The organism is Dechloromonas denitrificans (assembly GCF_001551835.1).
Lineage (GTDB): Bacteria > Pseudomonadota > Gammaproteobacteria > Burkholderiales > Rhodocyclaceae > Azonexus > Azonexus denitrificans.
Genome location: NZ_LODL01000035.1, coordinates 712,701 through 732,418 on the forward strand (window position 1 = coordinate 712,701; position 19,718 = coordinate 732,418).

At 62.4% G+C, this 19,718-nt stretch carries 18 protein-coding genes; 14 read left to right on the forward strand and 4 right to left on the reverse strand.

Annotation, left to right across the window (positions count from 1 at the left end; all coding sequences use genetic code 11):
- The 10 genes from AT959_RS18240 to AT959_RS18285 form a co-directional block, all read left to right on the forward strand.
- On the forward strand, nt 1-509 hold a 509-nt coding region (locus AT959_RS18240), incomplete at its 5' end, for an HAD-IC family P-type ATPase (protein ID WP_157651354.1).
- Nucleotides 510-535: 26 nt separating this feature from the next.
- Nucleotides 536-2,308: a putative bifunctional diguanylate cyclase/phosphodiesterase gene (locus AT959_RS18245; protein WP_066886323.1), complete on the forward strand. Its 1,773-nt coding sequence runs from the start codon at nt 536-538 to the stop codon at nt 2,306-2,308.
- Between the two features lies 1 nt (nt 2,309).
- The gene (locus tag AT959_RS18250) at nt 2,310-2,516 is read left to right on the forward strand and encodes a heavy-metal-associated domain-containing protein (protein WP_066886510.1); all 207 of its coding nucleotides are present in this window, start codon (nt 2,310-2,312) and stop codon (nt 2,514-2,516) included.
- 21 nt (nt 2,517-2,537) lie between these two features.
- Nucleotides 2,538-3,584 carry a selenide, water dikinase SelD gene (selD, locus tag AT959_RS18255; protein ID WP_083518481.1) on the forward strand — a complete coding sequence of 349 codons (1,047 nt, stop codon included), beginning with the start codon at nt 2,538-2,540 and terminating at the stop codon, nt 3,582-3,584.
- Between the two features lie 14 nt (nt 3,585-3,598).
- The gene (locus tag AT959_RS18260; RefSeq protein WP_066886329.1) at nt 3,599-5,191 is read left to right on the forward strand and encodes a mechanosensitive ion channel domain-containing protein; all 1,593 of its coding nucleotides are present in this window, start codon (nt 3,599-3,601) and stop codon (nt 5,189-5,191) included.
- 264 nt (nt 5,192-5,455) lie between these two features.
- On the forward strand, nt 5,456-7,645 hold the full coding sequence (locus AT959_RS18265) for a TonB-dependent receptor (protein WP_240481877.1): 2,190 nt from the start codon (nt 5,456-5,458) through the stop codon (nt 7,643-7,645).
- A gap of 57 nt (nt 7,646-7,702) precedes the next feature.
- Nucleotides 7,703-8,386 carry a Fe2+-dependent dioxygenase gene (locus AT959_RS18270; RefSeq protein WP_066886337.1) on the forward strand — a complete coding sequence of 228 codons (684 nt, stop codon included), beginning with the start codon at nt 7,703-7,705 and terminating at the stop codon, nt 8,384-8,386.
- Nucleotides 8,387-8,499: 113 nt separating this feature from the next.
- Nucleotides 8,500-9,675, forward strand: coding sequence for an alpha-hydroxy acid oxidase (locus AT959_RS18275; RefSeq protein ID WP_066886340.1), 1,176 nt, complete (start codon nt 8,500-8,502; stop codon nt 9,673-9,675).
- Nucleotides 9,672-10,688: a Fe(3+) ABC transporter substrate-binding protein gene (locus AT959_RS18280; RefSeq protein WP_066886344.1), complete on the forward strand. Its 1,017-nt coding sequence runs from the start codon at nt 9,672-9,674 to the stop codon at nt 10,686-10,688. Before AT959_RS18275 ends, AT959_RS18280 begins: the two co-directional genes overlap by 4 nt.
- Before the next feature lie 54 nt (nt 10,689-10,742).
- Nucleotides 10,743-11,867 carry a DUF1513 domain-containing protein gene (locus AT959_RS18285; RefSeq protein WP_240481878.1) on the forward strand — a complete coding sequence of 375 codons (1,125 nt, stop codon included), beginning with the start codon at nt 10,743-10,745 and terminating at the stop codon, nt 11,865-11,867.
- Nucleotides 11,868-12,077: 210 nt separating this feature from the next.
- Here the strand turns inward: AT959_RS18285 and AT959_RS18290 are convergent, their stop codons facing one another.
- The 3 genes from AT959_RS18290 to AT959_RS18300 all read right to left on the reverse strand — a co-directional run bounded on the left by AT959_RS18290 (nt 12,078) and on the right by AT959_RS18300 (nt 14,358).
- On the reverse strand, nt 12,078-12,368 hold the full coding sequence (locus AT959_RS18290) for a DUF1330 domain-containing protein (RefSeq protein WP_066886351.1): 291 nt from the start codon (nt 12,366-12,368) through the stop codon (nt 12,078-12,080).
- A gap of 55 nt (nt 12,369-12,423) precedes the next feature.
- Complete coding sequence (locus AT959_RS18295) at nt 12,424-13,197, reverse strand: sulfite exporter TauE/SafE family protein (protein ID WP_066886354.1); 774 nt, start codon at nt 13,195-13,197, stop codon at nt 12,424-12,426.
- Nucleotides 13,198-13,269: 72 nt separating this feature from the next.
- Nucleotides 13,270-14,358 carry a tartrate dehydrogenase gene (locus AT959_RS18300; protein WP_066886357.1) on the reverse strand — a complete coding sequence of 363 codons (1,089 nt, stop codon included), beginning with the start codon at nt 14,356-14,358 and terminating at the stop codon, nt 13,270-13,272.
- Between the two features lie 100 nt (nt 14,359-14,458).
- On the opposite strand from AT959_RS18300, the gene AT959_RS18305 reads away from it, so the two are divergent.
- Nucleotides 14,459-15,373, forward strand: coding sequence for a LysR family transcriptional regulator (locus tag AT959_RS18305; protein WP_066886360.1), 915 nt, complete (start codon nt 14,459-14,461; stop codon nt 15,371-15,373).
- A 2-nt stretch (nt 15,374-15,375) separates the two neighbouring features.
- Here AT959_RS18305 and AT959_RS18310 read toward each other — a convergent pair whose 3' ends face one another.
- Nucleotides 15,376-16,299: a LysR family transcriptional regulator gene (locus AT959_RS18310; protein ID WP_066886363.1), complete on the reverse strand. Its 924-nt coding sequence runs from the start codon at nt 16,297-16,299 to the stop codon at nt 15,376-15,378.
- Between the two features lie 243 nt (nt 16,300-16,542).
- Between AT959_RS18310 and AT959_RS18315 the strand changes: the two genes are divergently transcribed.
- Genes AT959_RS18315 through ttdB form a run of 3 tightly spaced genes read left to right on the forward strand, consistent with a single transcriptional unit; the run spans nt 16,543 to nt 19,395 of the window.
- On the forward strand, nt 16,543-17,844 hold the full coding sequence (locus AT959_RS18315) for an MFS transporter (RefSeq protein WP_066886366.1): 1,302 nt from the start codon (nt 16,543-16,545) through the stop codon (nt 17,842-17,844).
- 46 nt (nt 17,845-17,890) lie between these two features.
- On the forward strand, nt 17,891-18,790 hold the full coding sequence (gene ttdA, locus AT959_RS18320; RefSeq protein WP_066886369.1) for a L(+)-tartrate dehydratase subunit alpha: 900 nt from the start codon (nt 17,891-17,893) through the stop codon (nt 18,788-18,790).
- Complete coding sequence (gene ttdB / locus AT959_RS18325) at nt 18,787-19,395, forward strand: L(+)-tartrate dehydratase subunit beta (RefSeq protein WP_066886372.1); 609 nt, start codon at nt 18,787-18,789, stop codon at nt 19,393-19,395. The genes ttdA and ttdB overlap by 4 nt, the downstream gene beginning before the upstream one ends.
- The last annotated feature ends 323 nt before the right edge of the window (nt 19,396-19,718 follow it).

Sequence of the window (19,718 nt, forward strand, 5' to 3'; positions counted from 1 at the left end):
TCGAGCGTTTGCGCCAGCGCGGCATCCGGGTGGTCATGCTGACCGGCGACAACGCGCTGACGGCGGCGGCGATTGCCGCTGAAGCCGGGATCGTCGAATTCCGGGCTGGCGTGCTGCCCGGTGACAAGGCGGCGGTGATCGGCGAATTGAAGGCTGCTGGCGTGCTGGTCGCCATGGTCGGCGATGGCATCAACGATGCGCCGGCGCTGGCTGCAGCCGACGTCAGCTTCGCTATCGGCGCCGGTTCCGACGCGGCGATCGAGGCGGCCGACCTCACACTGATCCGCAGCGACCTGCACGGGGTGGCCGACGCAATCGACCTTTCCGCCGCCACCTTGGGCAAAATCCGGCAGAATCTGTTTTTCGCCTTCATCTACAATGTACTGGGCATTCCGCTCGCTGCCCTCGGGCTGCTCAACCCGGTGGTGGCCGGCGCGGCGATGGCGATGAGTTCGGTGTCGGTGGTCTCGAATTCGCTGCTCCTCAAACGCTGGCACGCCAAACGCTGAAACAAGACAAATAACGAAGGGCCTTGATGACCGTTGCCGCCGGAAAAACCATACTCGAGCAAGACCTTTCCGACGCGGCGGGCGGCGCGGGGGAGTTCGCCCGCCATGCGCTGAGCCTGGCCGAACAGGGGGAAATGTTCCGGTCCACGATGGACGCTGCGCAGGTCGGCATCTTCATTCTGCAGGACCGCCGCTTCAAGTACGCCAATCCGTTTTTCCTGCGCCTGTTCGGTTTTACCGCCGAAGAGCTGGTCGACCGCCTGGGTCCGCTCGATATCGTCGTTCCCGAGCAGCACCCGGTTGTGCTCGAGCAGATGCAGCAGCGGATGATCGGCGTCAATGGCCACAATTACGAACTGACCGCCGTGCGCAAGAACGGCTCGACCTTTCCGGCCATGGTGCGTGGTTCGCCGGTGACCTTTGGCGGCCAGCCGGCCTCGGTCGGCACCGTGCTCGATGTCTCGGCCCAGAAGGCGGCCGAGCAGCGCATTCGCGAACTGGCCGATTTCGACGTGCTGACCGGCCTGCCCAACCGCCGCCTGTTGCGCGACCGCTTTGCCCAACTGCTGGCCGGGGCCGAGCGCGACGGCTCGGCCATCGCCCTGATCTTTCTCGACCTCGATCATTTCAAGCGGGTCAACGATTCGCTCGGCCACAGCGTTGGCGACGACCTGCTGTGCGAAGTGGCGCGGCGGGTCGATACCGTCATTCGGCGGGTCGATACCGTGGCCCGCTTGGGCGGCGACGAATTCATCTTCGCCCTGCCGGCGACGCACACCGCCGCCGCCACCGAAGTGGCGCGCCGGCTGCTCGAAGTGTTCGGCAAGCCGTTTGCCGTCGCCGGCCACGAGCTGACGGTGACCGGTTCGCTCGGCATCAGCGTCTTCCCGCAGGATGGCGAGGATCTGGAAACCCTGCTCAAGAACGCCGACGCGGCGATGTACAAGGCCAAGGAGCTGGGCCGCAACACCTTCCAGTTCTACAACAGCGCGATGAATACGGCGACGCTGGAACGCCTGCTGATGGAAAGCAATCTGCGGCGCGCCCTGATTCAGGAGGAGTTCACGCTGTTTTACCAGCCGCTGGTCAGCTTGCAGAGCGGCCTGGTGATCGGTGTCGAAGCGCTGATCCGCTGGCAGCATCCCGATCTCGGCATGATCATGCCGGACCGGTTCATCCATGTCGCCGAAGAGACCGGGCTGATCAACCAAATCGGCGATTGGGTGCTGTGCGAGGCCTGCCGGCAGGCGCAGCGCTGGGTCAAGGCCGGTTTGCCGCCGCTGATCATGGCGGTCAATGTGGCGCCGGTGCAGTTTCGCCAGGCCGGTTTCGTCGAGGTGGTGGCTGGCGCACTCGCTGCCTCAGGCCTTGAGGCCAGCCGGTTGGAACTGGAGGTCACCGAACGGACCGTGATGCACGATGCTGACATCAATCTCGGCACCTTGTCGGCGCTGCATCGGATGGGCGTCGAATTGTCGCTCGACGATTTCGGGACCGGCTATTCGTCGCTGGCTTACCTGAAGCGTTTTCCGGTCGGCAAGCTGAAGATCGACCGCTCCTTCATCAACGACTTGGAAACCGACGCCGATGACCAGGCGATCGCCTCGACCATCGTCAGCATGGGGCGCAACCTGCGCCTGACCGTGTTGGCCGAGGGGGTCGAAACCATCGAGCAACTGGCGCTATTGCGTAAAATGGGTTGCGACATGGCGCAGGGCTACCATTTCAGCCGGCCGCTGCCGGCTGAGCAGATCGCCGACTTGCTGCGCCAGCAACCCTTCATGAACAGGAATGATTGAAATGGAAAATACCCTTATCAAGATTGGCGGCATGAGCTGCCAGGGCTGCGTCAAGAACATCTCCGGCGTGCTGACCGCCTTGTCCGGTGTCGCCTCGGCAGAAGTCTCGCTGGAAGCAGCCGAGGCCCGGGTCGCGTTCGACCCGCAGGCGGTGACGCGCGAGGCGCTGCTCGGCGCCATCGAGGATGCCGGCTTCGATGCCGAATAGCCTGTGGAACAAGGAAACCAAGTGTCTGAATCAACCATCAAACTGACCCAGCTTTCTCACGGCGGCGGCTGTGGCTGCAAGATTGCCCCGGGTGTCCTGCAAAAAATCCTGGCCGGCACGACGCCGGGCATCATCCCGCCGCAATTGCTGGTCGGTACCGAAACCGCCGACGATGCGGCGGTGTACCAGATCAACCCGCAGCAGGCGATTGTCGCGACGACGGACTTTTTCATGCCGATCGTCGATGATCCTTTCGATTTCGGGCGCATCGCGGCGACCAATGCCATTTCCGACGTCTATGCCATGGGCGGCACGCCCTTGTTCGCGCTGGCCCTGGTCGGCATGCCGGTCAATGTGCTGCCGCTCGAAACCATCGCCAAGATTCTCGAAGGCGGCGAGGCGGTCTGTCGTGCGGCGGGGATTCCGATTGCCGGCGGCCACACCATCGATTCGGTCGAGCCGATTTATGGCCTGGTCGCCATCGGCCTGGTCAATCCGGCGCATCTCAAGCGCAACTCGTCGGCCCAGCCCGGCGACAAGCTGATTCTCGGCAAGCAGTTGGGCGTCGGTGTGTACAGCGCGGCGCTGAAGAAGGACCTGTTGACCGATAACGACTACCAGGCAATGGTCGAGACGACGACCCAGCTCAATACGCCGGGCCCGGTGCTGGCCTGCCTGGATGGCGTGCATGCAGTGACCGACGTTACCGGCTTCGGCCTGCTCGGCCATCTGATGGAAGTCTGCAAAGGCAGCCAATTGCGGGCCAAAGTGAATTTTTCCGATCTGCCGCTGCTTGGCAAAGCCATGGAGTTTGCCCGCGGCGGCCAGGTGACCGGCGCTTCCGGGCGCAACTGGGCGAGCTACGGCGACGGCGTCAATCTCGCCGCCCACCTGGGCGATGCCGAGCGCGCCCTGCTGACCGATCCGCAGACCTCGGGCGGCCTGCTGGTCTCCTGTGCGCCGGAGAGCGTCACCGAAGTCTTGTCCATTTTCCTGCAGCAGGGCTTCACCCACGTTTCGGTGGTCGGTGAGGTCGGTGCGGGCGAGCCGGGAATCGACGTCGTCTAAACGAGGAGTTTGCCATGTGCCACCTGCTGTCTCTGCTGCGTTGCTTGTTACTGACGATGCTGCTGGCGATGGTCGGTGGCCTGCACGCCAAGGAGCCGGCGGCGCCGGAGGCGGTGCTGAGTTTTGCCAACCGCGAGATCGTCACGCTGCGCGCGACAGTGCAGGGGGTGACGCCGGAAAATCGGGTCAAGCGCATCGACGAACGGCTGCGTGTCCTTGGTGAAGCCGACCTGGAGCAGCCGATCAACCGCAACCATGTGGCGCTGGAAGGGCGCAAGGGGATCATCTTCAGCCTTGGCGACCGCATGCTGTTCGTACTCTACGAGGCTGATCTTGACGAGGAGCAGCGACTGAGCCTGGCGGCGGCGGCCGACCAGGTCGAAAAGCGCTTTCGCGAAGCGCTCAAGGTCAAGGATGAGCAACTGCGCGGTCCGGTGCTGCTCAAGGGCATCCTGCTCTCCTTGCTGGCGACGGCGATCATGTTGACCCTGCTGTGGGTGATCCAGCGGACCACTGGTTTCGTGCTGGCGCGTCTGCAACGGCTGGTGCAGAAGGCGCGCGGCAACGGCAAGGTGGGTTGGGCCGAGCATGCCTGGTTGCTGATCAGCCGCCTGGCCCAGTTGATCCTCGCTTTTCTGTGGCTGTCGGTGGCTTACCTGTGGTTTACCTACGTGCTGGGTACTTTTCCGCTGACCCAGCCGTTCGCCGACAAGCTCTCCAGCTTTCTGGTCGAGTTGCTCGGCATGCTCGGGCACGGGGCGGTTTCTGCCCTGCCGGGGCTGTTGACCGCAGCGGTCATCCTGTTCCTGACCAAAGCGGTCAATGACGTCCTGGCCAATGTTTTCCAGAATGTCGATCAGGGCAAGGCGACCATCCCCGGCATTCACCAGGAGACCGCCCGTGCCACCCGGCGTCTGGTCGGCATCCTGGTCTGGGGTGGTGGCATCGCCGTGGCTTATCCCTATCTGCCGCTGGCCGAGAGCGATGCCTTCAAGGGCTTGTCGGTGATGTTCGGCTTCATGTTGACCCTCGGTTCGGCCGGCATCGTCACGCAATTGATGAGCGGCCTGGTGCTGATCTACTCACGGGCGCTGCATGTCGGCGATTTCGTCAGCATCGGCGAGGTGGTCGGTGTGGTCAAGGAAATGGGGGCGCTGTCCACCAAGCTGGTCAATATGCGCAATGAGGAGATCACCATTCCCAATGCCGTGCTGGTTGGCAACCCGATCAAGAACTACAGCAGCAACGGGGCGGCGCAAGGGGCGCTGCTGTCAACCTCGGTCACCATCGGCTACGACACCCCGTGGCGGCAGGTCCATGCCATGCTGCTCAAGGCGGCCGAGGCCACCGGTGGCCTGCGTTCGGACCCGGCTCCCTTCGTCCGGCAGAAGAGCCTGCAGGATTTCTACGTCGAGTACGAGCTTTTCGCCTATATCGACCGGCCGCTGGAGCGGGTACATATTCTTTCCGAACTGCATGCCAATATTCAGGACCAGTTCAACAGCCACGGCGTCCAGATCATGTCGCCGCACTTCGTGCTGCAGCCGAAGAACAATGTTGTCGTCAGCCGCGACAACTGGTTCGCCGAGCCCGCCGACAAGCCCTGAACACCGCACGGTCGGTCGGGCTTAACTTCGTTTGACAGCCTGCGTATTCTTGAGCGGATTACGTTACAAGTTGTAACGTAATGGCAAATGCGATATATTCGCATTTGTATTCAGGTTTTCGTGCCCGGCTCAGCGCCAGGTTCGAGCAGCCTGCAAGAATTCAGGAGTCCGGTGCTCGATCGAGCGCCCGGGGTCCGCAGATATCCCGGCAAGCCAGCCTCTATGCCAGCCAGCCACCCCAACTGACTGTCTTGAGGTATTTTCGTGAACACTACAAACTCGCCTGAATCGAAGGTTTCCGAACTTTCGTCCGCAATGGGCTCGGGGGTAAGCGCCGAACGGCGCGCCAAATTGTTGCCGCTGGGGGCCATGGTTGTTGCCGGCTTGTTCGGCGCGGCCAATGCGTCGGCCGCCGACGAGCAAACGCTGCCGGCGGTGACCGTCAAGGCCAACGCCGAACAGCAGGATGGCGTCCGCGCCACCAAGACCCGGGTCGGCAAGGTCGTTCAGGATCCGCACGATGTGCCGCAGGCGATCACGACGATTACCCGCTCGCTGATGGAAGAGCAGGAAGCCAATTCGCTGCGCGAAGCGCTGCGTAACGTTTCCGGCCTTTCCTTCAATGCCGCCGAAGGCGGCCGTTCCGGCGACAACATGATGTTGCGCGGTTTCTACACCTTCGGCGACATGTACCTCGACGGTATCCGTGATACCGCCCAGTACGATCGCGAAGTATTCAACCTGGAACAGGTCGATGTGCTGCGCGGTGCTGCCGCCATGCTGTTCGGGCGTGGCCAGGCCGGCGGCGTCATCAACCAGGTCAGCAAGACGCCGATGCTGTACGGCATCAACAAGGTCAATGTCGGGGTGGGGACCAACGGTTACTTCGAAACCAAGGCCGACCTCAACCAGCGCATCGGCGAAACCACCGCCATTCGTTTGAACGTGATGAAGCGCGATGAAGAGAACGGCCGCTCCAACCCGGTGAGCGGGACGACGCCGGAAATTCATCGCCAGGGTTTTGCGCCGAGTATTTCCTTCGGTCTCGGCACCGATCACGAAGTCACCCTGAGCCATTACTGGGCGCAGGGCAACGATCGGCCGGATTACGGCGTGCCGTTCAACGCTACCGCCAAAAAGCCGGAAAGCACCTATGCCAACAACAAGGACTACTGGGGTGTCAGCGGCAGTTTCGACGAAAGCCAGACCAACGTCTCGACCCTGAGCTACCTGTTCAAGATTGCGCCGGATACCCAGTGGCGGACTGTGATGCGCGCCGCCAACTACAAGCGCTCGTACTGGGCCGTTGCGCCGCAGGGTGGGGCGCCGACGGCAAACAGCCTGGCCTCGCAAGCGAAAACCCGCGAATTCGATACCGACAATTTCGTCTTGCAAAGCGATCTGAATACCAGCTTCAAGGTGTTCGGCATGAAGAACGATTTGGTCACCGGCGTCGAGTACCTGAAGGAAGATTCGACCCGCTGGGCCCTTCAGAATCTGGGTACCGCCAGCAAGCCGCTCTACAAGTCCGGCCGCTACACCTCGGCAGCGCCGAATACCTATCAGGGCGACACCTACAGCGCCTACGTCCAGGACACGCTGGAATTCGTGCCCGACTGGCGGTTGACCGCCGGGGTCCGCCGCGACGAGATGCGTTCCGAATACCAGTCGCCGGTCGGCTCGACAGGCGCCTCTACCAACTTCCGCGGCGATTTTGGCGAGAACAGCTACCGTACTGGTCTCTCCTGGCAGCCGTCGGCCGCCCAGCATTACTACCTGGGCTGGAGCGATTCGTTCAGCCCGACCGCCGACCTCTACCAGCTGTCCGGCAGCCAATACCCGGCCGAACGCTCCAAGGTCAGCGAAATCGGTGCCAAGTGGCTGCTGCTTGACGGCAACCTGGCCTTCCGTACCGCGCTCTACCACGCCGTCAAGGACTGGGAACGCAATACCGACCTCGAGTCGACCGCGTCGATCCTGACCAAGAAGCGCGAGTCGGACGGTATCGAGCTTGAACTGGCCGGCCGCGTCACCGACAACTGGGAAGTCTTCAGCGGCCTGTCGCTGATTGACGCCGAGATTCTCGAAGTCGCGCCGGGCAACGGCAACAAGAACTTCGTCGGCCAGATGCCGCGCAATACGCCGAAGCAGACCTTCAACCTCTGGACGACCTACCAGTTGCCGCTCGGCTTCAAGGTCGGTGGCGGCATGGAGTACAAGAGCAAGCGTTACGGCGGCGCACCGACCGGAACCGGGGCGTTCAACCCGAACTGGGTGCCGTCCTACACCCGCTGGGATGCGATGGTCGCCTACGAACAGCCGAAGTACGCCATCAAGTTCAACATCCAGAACGTCTTCGACAAGGTCTACTACGATGCGATCTACGACAACGGTGGCTTCACTTACGTCGGCCAGGCCCGTCGTTTCATCCTGAGCACCGAGTACAAGTTCTAAGCGCTCGCACCACCCGACCCCCTCGCTTCGCCGAGGGGGTTTTCGCTTGAGGAAGCCATGCTGATCACCATTGACAACGTTTTGACCCCGGAAGAACTGTCGACCGCCAGAGAGCTGCTCGCTCGCTCCAACTGGTCGAGCGGGCAAATCACCGCCGGCCTGCAGGCCGCCCGCGCCAAGAACAACGAACAACTGGCCGAAAATGCCGAGCATCTGCCGGACCTGCGCCGCCTGGTGCTGCAGGCCCTGAACCGCAATGCCACCTTCTTCACGGCGGCACTGCCGCTGAAGATCCTGCCGCCCTTCTTCAACCGCTACAGCGGCGACAGCAACTACTACGGCTTTCATACCGACAACGCCATGCGCCAGATGCCGGACGGCAGCGGCTATGTCCGGGCCGACGTTTCGGCCACCTTGTTTTTCTCCGAGCCTGACGAATACGAAGGCGGCCTGCTCACCATCGAGGACACTTTCGGCAAGCACGGCTTGAAGCTCAAGGCCGGCAGCATGGTCGTCTATCCCTCGACCTCGATCCACGAAGTGGCGCCGGTCACAGCCGGCGAGCGCGTTGCCTGCTTCATGTTCATGCAGAGCATGGTGCGCGACCCCGGCCAGCGCCGCATGCTCTACGACATGGACATGGCGCTGCTCGACCTGCGCGAAGCGCATGGCGACAGCGACCCGGTCGTCCGCCTGACCGGCTGCTACCACAACCTGCTGCGTCGCTGGGCGGATTCGTGATGCCTGAATTCATGTCATTCCCGCGAAAGCGGGAATCCAGGCGGCGGCCAATGACTTCTGAACATCTCTGGATTCCCGCCGACGCGGGAATGACGGAGTGGGGGGGCTAAGCGATGTTCAACGCCCCGCTGCTCGACGGCATTCCGCGCGACATCGTCGCGCTCGCCGACTATGAGGCCTATGCTCGCCGCCGGCTCGACGACAACGCCTGGGCCTACCTCGACGGCGCTGCCGCCGACGAACTGACGCAGGCCTGGAACCGCGCTGCCTTCGACCGCCGTGCCTTGCTGCCGCGCGTGATGGCCGATGTTGCCGGCGGCCATTGCCGGACGACGCTGTTCGGCCGCGAACTGCCCAGCCCGGTGCTGCTGGCGCCGGTTGCCTGGCAAAAACTGTTTCACCCGGACGGCGAACTGGCCACCGCCTATGCTGCCTCGGCGCTCGGTGCCGGCTTCGTGCTCAGCACGCTGGCCAGCTGCCAGATCGAGGAGGTGGCGGCGGCCGCCCGCCAGGGCGGCGACGGGCCGCGCTGGTTCCAGCTCTACCTGCAGCCCGACCGCAGCCTGAATGCCGAACTCGTCCAGCGGGCCGAAGCCGCCGGCTACGAGGCCATCGTGTTTACGGTGGACGCGCCGCTGCACGGCATCCGCAATCGCGAACAGCGCGTCGGCTTCCAGCTGCCGCCGGGCATCGAGGCGGTCAATCTGCGCCGCCCGGCGCAGCCTGACGATGCTGAAGGCGCCGCCCGGCGGACCCGCTCGGATGCCGAAAAGCGTGCCCGGCGCGGGCCGAGTGCCGTCTTCGACGACCTGATGCCGCATGCGCCGACCTGGCGCGATCTTGAATGGCTGCTGGCGACGACGCGGCTGCCGGTCATCGTCAAGGGCGTCCTGCACCCGGATGATGCCGTTCGTGCGGTCGACCTCGGCGCTGCCGGCATTATTGTTTCCAACCACGGCGGCCGCACGCTCGACACGCTGCCGGCCAGCCTCGACGCCTTGCCGGCCGTCGCCGACCGTCTGCTCGGCCGCGTCCCCATCCTGCTCGATGGCGGTGTCCGGCGCGGCACCGACATCTTCAAGGCGATCGCCCTCGGCGCCTCGGCGGTGCTGATCGGTCGTCCCTACATCCACGCCCTGTCTGCCGCCGGCCCGCTCGGCGTCGCCCATGTGCTGCGCCTGCTGCAGGATGAGCTGGAGGCGACCATGGCCTTGTGCGGCGTCGCCAGCCTCGACCGCATTTCCACCGATTATTTCAAAGACCCTTCCTTCAGGAGAACCGACCCATGAACAAGAAACTGACGCTGCTTGCGCTGCTGCTGGCGACCACCGGCTTCGCCGCCCAGGCCGAGGAAAAGGTGCTCAACCTCTATTCCGCCCGTCACTACCAGACCGACGAGAAGCTCTACGACAACTTCACCAAGCAGACCGGCATCAAGATCAACCGCATCGAGGGCAAGGAAGAAGAGTTGATGGAGCGCATCCGCAACGAAGGCGCCAACAGCCCGGCCGATGTCTTCGTCACTGTCGATGCGGCCCGCCTGGCCACCGCCGATGCCCTCGGCCTGTTCGCCCCGGTCAAGTCGAAGACGCTGGAAGCGCGCATCCCGGCCCACCTGCACACCGATACCTGGTTCGCCTTCTCGACCCGCGCCCGCGTCATCATCTACAACCGCAATGCGCTCAAGGCGGAAGACGTCGCCACTTACGAGTCGCTGGCCGATCCCAAGCTCAAGGGCAAGCTCTGCAGCCGCTCCGGCGCTCACCCCTACAACCTGTCGCTGGTCTCCTCGTTGATCGCGCATGACGGCGAAGCGAAGACCGAAGAATGGGCCAAGGGCGTCGTCGCCAATTTCGCCCGCGCCCCGAAGGGGGGCGACACCGACCAGATCAAGGCGGTGGCGGCCGGCGAATGCGGCGTCGCCGTCTCCAATACCTACTACCTGGCGCGCCTGATCCGTTCCGACAAGATCGACGAGCGCCGGATGATGGAACGCATTGGCATCGTCTGGCCCAACCAGGCCGGTCACGGCACCCACATCAATATTTCCGGGGCGGGTGTCGTCAAGACCTCGAAGAACCAGGAAGTCGCCGTCAAGTTTCTCGAATACCTGGCCAGCGACGATGCCCAGCGCTATTTCGCCGACGGCAACAACGAATGGCCGGTGGTCGCCAGCGTCGTTACCAACAACCCGGCGCTGGAAGCGATGGGCAAGTTCAAGGCCGACACGCTGCCGATCGGCACGCTGGCCAAGAACATCGTCGCCGCCCAGAAACTGCTCGACCGCGCCGGCTACCGCTAAGCACACAGGCCCGGCTGGCCGGGCATGTCGCCAACCGTTGTTGATGGAATTGCCATGAATCGTCGTCAATTACTGCTTACCCTGGCCGGTCTGGCCGCCATGCCGAAACTGGCGCTGGCCGCCGGTGCCGCCACTCAGGCCGTGCTCGGGGCCGCCTGGCGCGGCCCGAACAAGAGCGATCCCTATTTCGCCGGCGCCCTGGTCGCCGACTGGGAGAGCCGCAAGCTCGCCATCCGCTACGCCGTCCCCTTGCCGACCCGGCCGCACGGCCTGCTCGGCGAAGCTGATGGCAGTTTGCTGGTGGTCGGTGTGCGGCCCGGTACCTGGTTGCTGCGTTGTGACGACAAGGGGCAACTGATGCAGCAGGTCAGGCTTGATGCAGACGATTCACCGACCCGCCTGAACGGCCATATCGTGCTCGGTGCCAGGGGCGACGTGCTGTACACCACCGAAACCGATCTCAAAAGCGGACGTGGCCGGATCGGCGTGCGCGACCGGCTGAGCCTGCAGAAGCTGGCCGAATGGGATAGCCACGGCGTCGATCCGCACCAGCTGGTGCTCGACCACGAAGGACAGCTGATCGTCGCCAATGGCGGCGTGCCGCGCACGCCGGCCGACAAGAAATACGACCTGCACCGCATGGACCCGTCGCTGGTCCGGCTCGATGCCAAGAACGGCCAGCTGCTGCGCCAGTGGAAGCTGGACGACCCGCGCCTCAGCCTGCGCCACCTGGCCTGGAGCCAGACGCCGGTCGATGCCGACGCCTACCTCGGCATCGCCATCCAGGCCGAACATGACGAAGCGAGCAAGCGGATGGCGGCGCCGATTCTCGCCATTCTCGACGACAACAAACTGTTCGTGCCGACCCGCGCCAACGACGGCATCGGCTACGCCGGCGACATCAGCGCCGCCTACAACGGCGGTTTTGCGCTGTCCAGCAACCAGGCTGGCCTGGCCCAACTCTGGCACCCGGGCAAGCCGGACCAGTTGACGCCGATTGTCGAATTGCAGGAGGCCTATGCGCTGGCTGGCTGGACGGGGCCGGGCAAGGGCGGCGGCGTGCTGGTGGCGACCGCTCTCGGCCTGGTCCGCTGGCATCCGACGGCCAAGCCAGCCATGCTGCCCTGGCCGCAGCCGATGGCGCTGGACAACCACTGGGTCTTGCTCAGTGAAGCCTGATCCGGGGCTGCCAGCAAAACAGGCATCTGTTCACGGTTGATGTGTCTTCGGGATGCCGTGCCGCAGTTAAGCGATGGCACTCCAGGCATCCCCGCAACGGCTTGATGGTGTATTCAAGTTGCCCCCTAAGCTGTCTGCCGAATCTTGCGGTGGACTGTCTCTGCTTCGAATGCAGTCATATAAGTTGCAACAGCAACGATAAGCAGCCCGTCAGAGCCCTTCGATGATGCGGATGTCCCGTTCGGCACCATCGCCCAGCGCAGCCAGTGCGGCCTGGTAGGCGGGGCTGTCGTGAGTGGCCGTCGCCTGCGCCACACTGTCGAATTCGATCACCACCGTGCGCTGCATCAGGCCTTGCTCATACACCTTCGCAGGCTCGCCGCGTGCCAAGAATCGCCCTCCGCCCGCAGTAATCGCCGGTCCGGCAAGCTTCGCGTAGGCGGCAACTTTGTCCGCGTCATGTATCGCACGATACGTGTTTACCCAATACGCTTTTGACATGATATTTCCCTTTCTCGGTTGATGTGTGGGCCTGACTATGATGCGCTGCGATCGTCTATTTCAGCAGTATCGGTTTAAGTAATAGCCAAAGGGCTGTGCAAAGGATCATCCAGGCGAAGGCAGTCTTCATCGTCCGTTCCGGAAGGCGATGCGCCAACGAGACGCCTAGGGAAACGGTGAATAAGCCGCCAATGGCCAGGGGCAAGCCGATTGACCAATCCACTTGTCGGGCGCCGCCGTAAGTCGCCAGTGCAACAATCGAACAGGGGGTAACCAGCGCCAGGGAGAGGCTTTGGGCGACTGTCTGCCGTTGGCCGAAACAGCCGGTGAAGATGGGGGTCGCCACCAGTCCGCCGCCCACGCCAAGCAGCCCCATGCAGGCGCCACCGACAATGCCGACCAGCGGCATCAGTTTTAGGTTGAACCGGCTATGTGCGTCGACTGGGCTGGCGGTGCGCCGTTGCGCCAGCATGCGCAGCGCCAGGACGAGGAGGCAAACGCTAAACACCGTGCGCAGGACATTCGGATTCAAACCCGTTGCCACGTAGGCGACCACCAGCGTCGTCGCAGAAGCGAGCAGCCCGATTTGAATGGCGGCTCGCCAGGGAATCGGGTGGCGCCGGGTGTAGCGCCACCAGCCGACGAGCAGAATCGGTACCATCATGGCCAGCGAAGTGCCCTGGGCCAGCGCCTGCTCCATGCCAAAGGCCAGTGCCAGGAAGGGAATGGCGATGATGCCGCCACCGATGCCGAACAGTCCGCCAAAGAAACCCAATGCAGCGCCGAGCGCGAGGATGGAGAGAAGATCGACAATTGCCGGGAGGTGCATTGAATGGATTTTCCGGATCGGTTGAGGTTGGCGAAATGTGCTGGAAAAGTATGATGCAGGGGAGGCTAAGGGCTATGAGGCGAGGGCTGCCAGCGTCTCGGCAATGGCTTGGCCGGATTCGCTGGTCGTTGCCGTACCGCCCATGTCCGGCGTGCGTGGACCGGCGACCAATACTGTCTCGATGGCCTGAATGATGGCGTCGTGGGCCGCCTTGTACTTGGTGTCGCCTTGTCCGAGAAAGTCGAGCATCATCGCCCCGGACCAGACCATGGCGATCGGATTGGCGATCCCTTTTCCTGCAATGTCGGGGGCCGAGCCATGCACCGGTTCGAAGAGGGAAGGGAATGTCCGCTCGGGATTGAGGTTGGCCGACGGCGCAATGCCGATGGTGCCGGTACAGGCCGGTCCCAGGTCGGAAAGGATATCGCCAAACAGGTTGGAGGCAACCACCACGTCGAAACGCTCCGGGCTGAGGACGAAGCGGGCGGTCAAAATGTCGATGTGGTACTTGTCCCAGCGCACCGCCGGGTAGTCTTTGGCCATGCTTTCGACGCGCTCGTCCCAGTAAGGCATGCTGATCGCAATGCCGTTCGACTTGGTGGCCGAGGTCAGATGTTTTTTCGGGCGTGTCTGGGCCAGCTCGAACGCATACTTCAGGATTCGATCAACACCCTTGCGGGTAAAAATTGATTCCTGGATCACGACTTCGCGCTCGGTTCCTTCGAAGAGACGACCGCCCACCGAAGAGTATTCGCCTTCGGTGTTTTCCCGAACGACATAGAAATCGATGTCACCGACTTGGCGATTCGCCAGCGGGCAGGGCACGCCGGGCATCAGGCGGACCGGCCGGAGATTGACGTATTGGTCGAAATCGCGCCGGAACTTGATCAGCGATCCCCACAGCGAAATGTGGTCGGGAACCGTTGCCGGCCAGCCGACGGCACCGAAATAGATGGCGTCGAAGCCCTTCAATTGCTCGAACCAGTCGTCCGGCATCATCTTGCCGTGCTGCAGGTAATAGTCGCAGTTGGCCCACTCGAAGGTCGTGAATTCGAGATCGATCGCAAATTTTCGCGCGGCAACTTCCAGGACACGCAAACCTTCGGGCATCACTTCCTGGCCAATGCCATCACCGGCGATCACCGCGATTTTGTGCTTCATGTCGATTTCCTCTGTAACGAACGGATGTCAGGTTTGGCTAGCTTAGAGGTCACGGAAATATTTACAATCCGCTCAAATGTGAATCCCGTGGATACGAATCGTGAACATCAAGCCTCAGCTCGACGATCTCCGCCTGCTCTGCGTCGTGGCACGCAACCGCAGTTTTGCCGAAACCTCCCGTGAGCTGGGGGTTTCCAAGGCGGTGGTCAGCAAGCGGATCGCGCTGCTTGAAGCAGCTGTCCAGGAAAGACTGTTTCACCGGACGACGCGCAACGTTTCGCTGACTGCTCAGGGAGAGATCGTCCATCAATGGGCACAACGCATTCTCGAAGATGTCGATCTGATGGGCGAGGCGATCTCCCGGGAAAAGGCGGCGCCGAGCGGATTGCTGCGCATTTGCAGCAGCACCGGCTTCGGCCGCAGTCGCCTGGCCCCGGCGCTCTCCGCAATGGCCCGGCAGTTTCCGCAACTCGAGATCCAGGTCGAATTGTTCGACCGACTGGTTGATCTGGTCGATGAAGGCTTTCAGCTCGATATCCGGCTCGGCCACGTGCGCGAAGGCAATGTCATCAAGCGGCGGATCGCCCGCAATCGGCGGGTGTTGTGCGCCTCGCCGGCCTACCTCGCGCGCTTCGGCATGCCGCAATCGCTGGACGACCTGAAGGCCCATCGCTGCATTCCGATCCGCGAACGCGACCAGGATTTCGGGCGCTGGGAACTGGACGGGCCGGATGGCCTCGTCGCCATCAAGGTCAGCGGCCCGCTTTCCGCCAACAACGGCGAAATCGTCCGGCAGTGGGCGATCGACGGTCATGGCATCATCCTGCGGTCGACCTGGGATATTTGCCGAGAAATCGAGGCCGGCGTACTGGTGCCGGTATTGCCCGCCTATTTCCAGCAGGCGGATGTCTGGGCGGTCTATCCTTCCAGGCTGTCGGTCTCGGCCAAGGTCAAGGTCTGTGTCGAGTTTCTCGAACAATGGTTCGAGCAGACCGGGATGAACGAGCGCTCATAGCACTACCAGTTCGACTGGTTCTGGTTCGGACTGTCGGCGTGCCGGCTCAGATAGTCGCGCAGATGTTCGACAAAATAGGCGACCTTGGCCGACAGGTTCAAGCGCTCCAGATAGACGGCATAGATGTCGGCGGGAGGCGTTTCATAGTCCGCCAGCACCTGGACCAGCCGGCCGCTGCGCAAATATTTGGCGACGTCCCACTCGGCGCGCATCAGGATGCCATGCCCCTCCAGCGCCCAGTTGATGGCGACTTCACCATCATTGGTGCTCAACTTGCCGTGCACCTTGATGGTTTCCGTTTGCTTCCCCCGACTCAGCCGCCAATTGCCATAGGCAGATTCGTTTTGCCGCAGCACGATGCATGGGTGCTGCGTCAGTTCATGGGGGAAGTTGGGCTGACCGGCGGCGCGCAGGTAGGCCGGTGAGGCACAGAGCAGGCGCCGGTTGGCGGCGATTTTTTTGGCAATCAGGCGCGAGTCGGGCAGCTCTCCGAAGCGGATCGAGACGTCGATTGCTTCGTCCGGCAAGTTCACCGGGCGGTCGGTCAGGTGCAGCTGGACTTCGACGTCCGGGTAGGTTTTGGTGAAGGCCGAAATGGCCGGGCCAATGTAGGAACGACCGAAACCCAGCGGCGCATTGACCCGCAACAGCCCCTTCGGCGCCGCTCGGCTGCTTGACACCAGGCGTTCCATTTCATCGATGTCACTGAGGATGCGCTGCGCATTCCCGAAATAAACCTCGCCTTCGTTGGTCAGGCTGATCCGGCGCGTCGTCCGGTTGAGGAGGCGCACGCCCAGGCGTTCCTCCAGTTGCGACAGGCGGCGGGATACCGCCGGCGGGGTCAGGTTCAGTTCCCGAGCCGTCGCGGCCAGGCTTCCCTGTTTGACCAGCAGGCAGAAAAAGGCGAGTTCCGAGTCGGTGTTCATTATTAAGTTTTTTGCAATGATGAATTAACTTTACATCGATTCATATTTTTTCCAAAGGTTTTAATCTCCGCTCCACGCTACACCCCGATAGAGAACAGCGCGCTTCGAGTCAGTGGTATCGAAGAGGCGAAAGAGCCGCAGAAGACGGTGGACATCGCCATGGACCGAGCAGCTTGGTTCGTAGCGGTAGAGGCATCGGTGCTACCGGCATCGATTGGAAATCGACAAAAAAGGAGACATCCAATGGAATTGGATATTGAAAAACGGACCATGCGCCGGATCACCTGGCGCATCGTGCCATTCATCATGCTGCTGTACTTCATCGCCTACCTGGACCGGGTCAACATCGGCTTTGCCGCCTTGACCATGAAGCAGGACCTGGGCTTTACCGCCTCCATCCTCGGCTTCGGTGCCGGTATCTTCTTCTGGGGCTACTTCCTGTTCGAGGTGCCCTCGAATATCGCCCTGCACAAGTTCGGGGCCCGACTCTGGATTGCCCGGGTCATGGTGACCTGGGGGATCATTTCGGGCGGCATGGCCTTCGTCGAAGGGCCGACCAGCTTCTACATCATGCGCTTCCTGCTCGGCGCCGCCGAGGCGGGCTTCTTCCCCGGCATCATCCTCTATCTCAGCTACTGGTTCCCGGCTCGCCATCGGGCTGGCGTCACCGCGCTGTTCATGGCGGCGGCACCGATCTCGACCGCACTGGGGTCGCCGATCTCCGCTGCGCTGCTCGAAATGAACGGCGTGATGGGCCTGGTCGGCTGGCAGTGGATGTTCATTCTGGAGGCGGTTCCGGCCTTGATCCTCGGCGTGGTGGTCTTCTTCTACATGACCGACAAGCCGGAACAGGCCAAGTGGCTGAAGGACGACGAACGTGCCTGGCTGGTCAATGCCATGCATGCCGAAGTCGCCAGCAAGGCAGACAGCGCCAAGCACAGCATCCTGAGTGGTCTGGCCAATCCGCGGGTCATTGCGCTGGCCCTGATCTATTTCGGCACCTCGGCTGGCTTGTACACGCTGGGCATCTGGGCGCCGCAGATCATCAAGGAACTGGGCGTCTCGTCGATGACTGTCGGCTTCCTGAATGCGATTCCGCCCATCGTCTCCGTTGTCGCCATGGTTCTCTGGTCACGCCATTCTGACCGCACTGGCGAACGAACCTGGCACGTCGTGCTGGCCTGTTGCGCCGCAGCCATCGGTCTGGTCGTCGCCGCCGGCGCCAACAGTGTGGTCGGCCTGATCGCCGCCCTGACCCTGGTCAATATCGGTATCAGCTGCGCCAAGCCGCCGCTGTGGAGCATGCCGACCATGTTCCTGTCCGGTGCCGCCGCCGCGACCGGTATTGCCACCATCAACTCGATCGGCAATCTCGGCGGCTTCGCCGGCCCCGCGATGATCGGCTGGGTCAAGGACAAGACCGGCAGCTTCGAGTACGGCCTCTATTTCGTCGCCGCTCTGCTCGTGCTGTCCGCCGTGTTGACCCTGCTCCTGGCCCGTTCGCAGAAACCGCAGGTGGTGGTAGCCGAAGCGGTTGCGCACTGAAACAACGCCACACCCCATCCCCAACAGATTTTTACAGGAGCACACAATGGACAAGGAAGCAGCAGTTCAGTCCCTGACGGACACCATGGCCAAATTCACGTCCTACATCGGCAAGCGTCTGCCGAAGGACGTCAAGGCCAAACTGGCCGACCTGCGGACCATGGAAACCAACCCCCTGGCCAAGTCGATCTACGACTCGATGGCCGGCAACCAGGAAGCCGCCGACAAGCTGGATCGCCCGAGCTGCCAGGACACCGGTGTCATCCAGTACTTCATTTCGGCCGGTTCCAATTTCCCGCTGATCGGCGAACTCGAAGAGGTCCTGCGCAATGCAACGCTGGGCGCGACCAAGATGGGCCCGCTGCGTCACAACGCCGTCGAAACCTTCGATGAAAAGAATACCGGCACCAATACCGGCACCCAGATTCCCTGGCTGGACTGGCGCATCGTTCCCGGCGAAGACAGCTGCACCATCGACGTCTATATGGCCGGTGGCGGCTGCACGCTGCCCGGTGCGGCCAAGGTGCTGATGCCGGGGCAGGGCTACGAAGGCGTCGCCGAATTCGTCATGGACGTGATTACCGAGCGCGGCGTCAATGCCTGCCCGCCGCTACTGGTCGGGGTCGGGGTTTCGACCTCGGTCGAGACGGCGGCCCGCCTCTCCAAGCTGGCGATTCTGCGCCCGGTCGATTCGAAGAGCTCCAATGCCAATGCGGCCTTGATGGAAGAACTGCTCGAACAAGGCCTCAACGAAATCGGCATCGGCCCGCAGGGCTTGACCGGCAATAACAGCGTGATGGGCGTCAATATCGAGTCGTCGGCCCGTCACCCCTCGACCATCGGGGTCGCCGTCAATACGGGGTGCTGGGCACACCGCCGCGGCAAGATCCGGATCAATCCGGATATGTCCTACGAAATCATTTCCCACGAAGGAGTAGTCCTGTGAAAAAGATTCTGACCACCCCGATCAAGGACGAGGATCTGAAAGATTTGAAGGTGGGCGACGTGGTCTATCTGACCGGCCGCCTGGTCACCTGTCGTGACGTGGCGCATCGCCGCCTGATCGAGCAGAAGCGCGAGCTGCCGGTCAACCTCGAAGGCGGGGCAATTTTCCACGCCGGCCCGATTGTCCGCAAGAATGCCGAAGACAAGTATGAAATGGTTTCGATCGGCCCGACCACCAGCATGCGGATGGAAAAGTTCGAGCGTGAATTCATCAAGCAGACCGGCGTCAAACTGATTGTCGGCAAGGGCGGCATGGGGCCGGAAACGGTGGCCGGTTGCCAGGAAGGCATTGCCGTCCATGCCATTTTCCCGGGCGGCTGTGCGGTACTGGCCGCCACCCAGGTCGAAGAGATCGAAGGTTACGAGTGGCCCGACCTGGGCATGCCGGAAACCTTGTGGATCAACCGGGTCAAGGAATTCGGCCCGCTGATCATCTCGATCGACACCAAGGGCAACAACCTGATTTCCGACAACAAGGTCAATTTCAACGCCAAGAAAAAGCCGGTGCTGGAACGGATCAGCAAGCAGCTCAGCTTCATCAAGTAGCCGCCAGCAAATCGGGTGAAAACGACGGCTGTCGTTTTCACCCGCACGCATCGCTTGCCGGCAGTGCCCGGCAAGGATGGCCGTTTCTCCTGAACAAATAACAAGGGTGGTCCGACAATTCGGCCAGGCGCGGGGAATGTCATGGCATTCACCTCCGGGCGGCTGCGTTTGCCTGACAAAAGCACCTTAATTGGAGGCAGACATATGAATTCAAAACAACTACGCGAAGCAGCGCTCTATTACCACCGCCAGCCCAAGCCGGGCAAAATCGCGGTGACCCCGATCAAGCAGCTCACCAACCAGTACGATCTGTCGATGGCCTA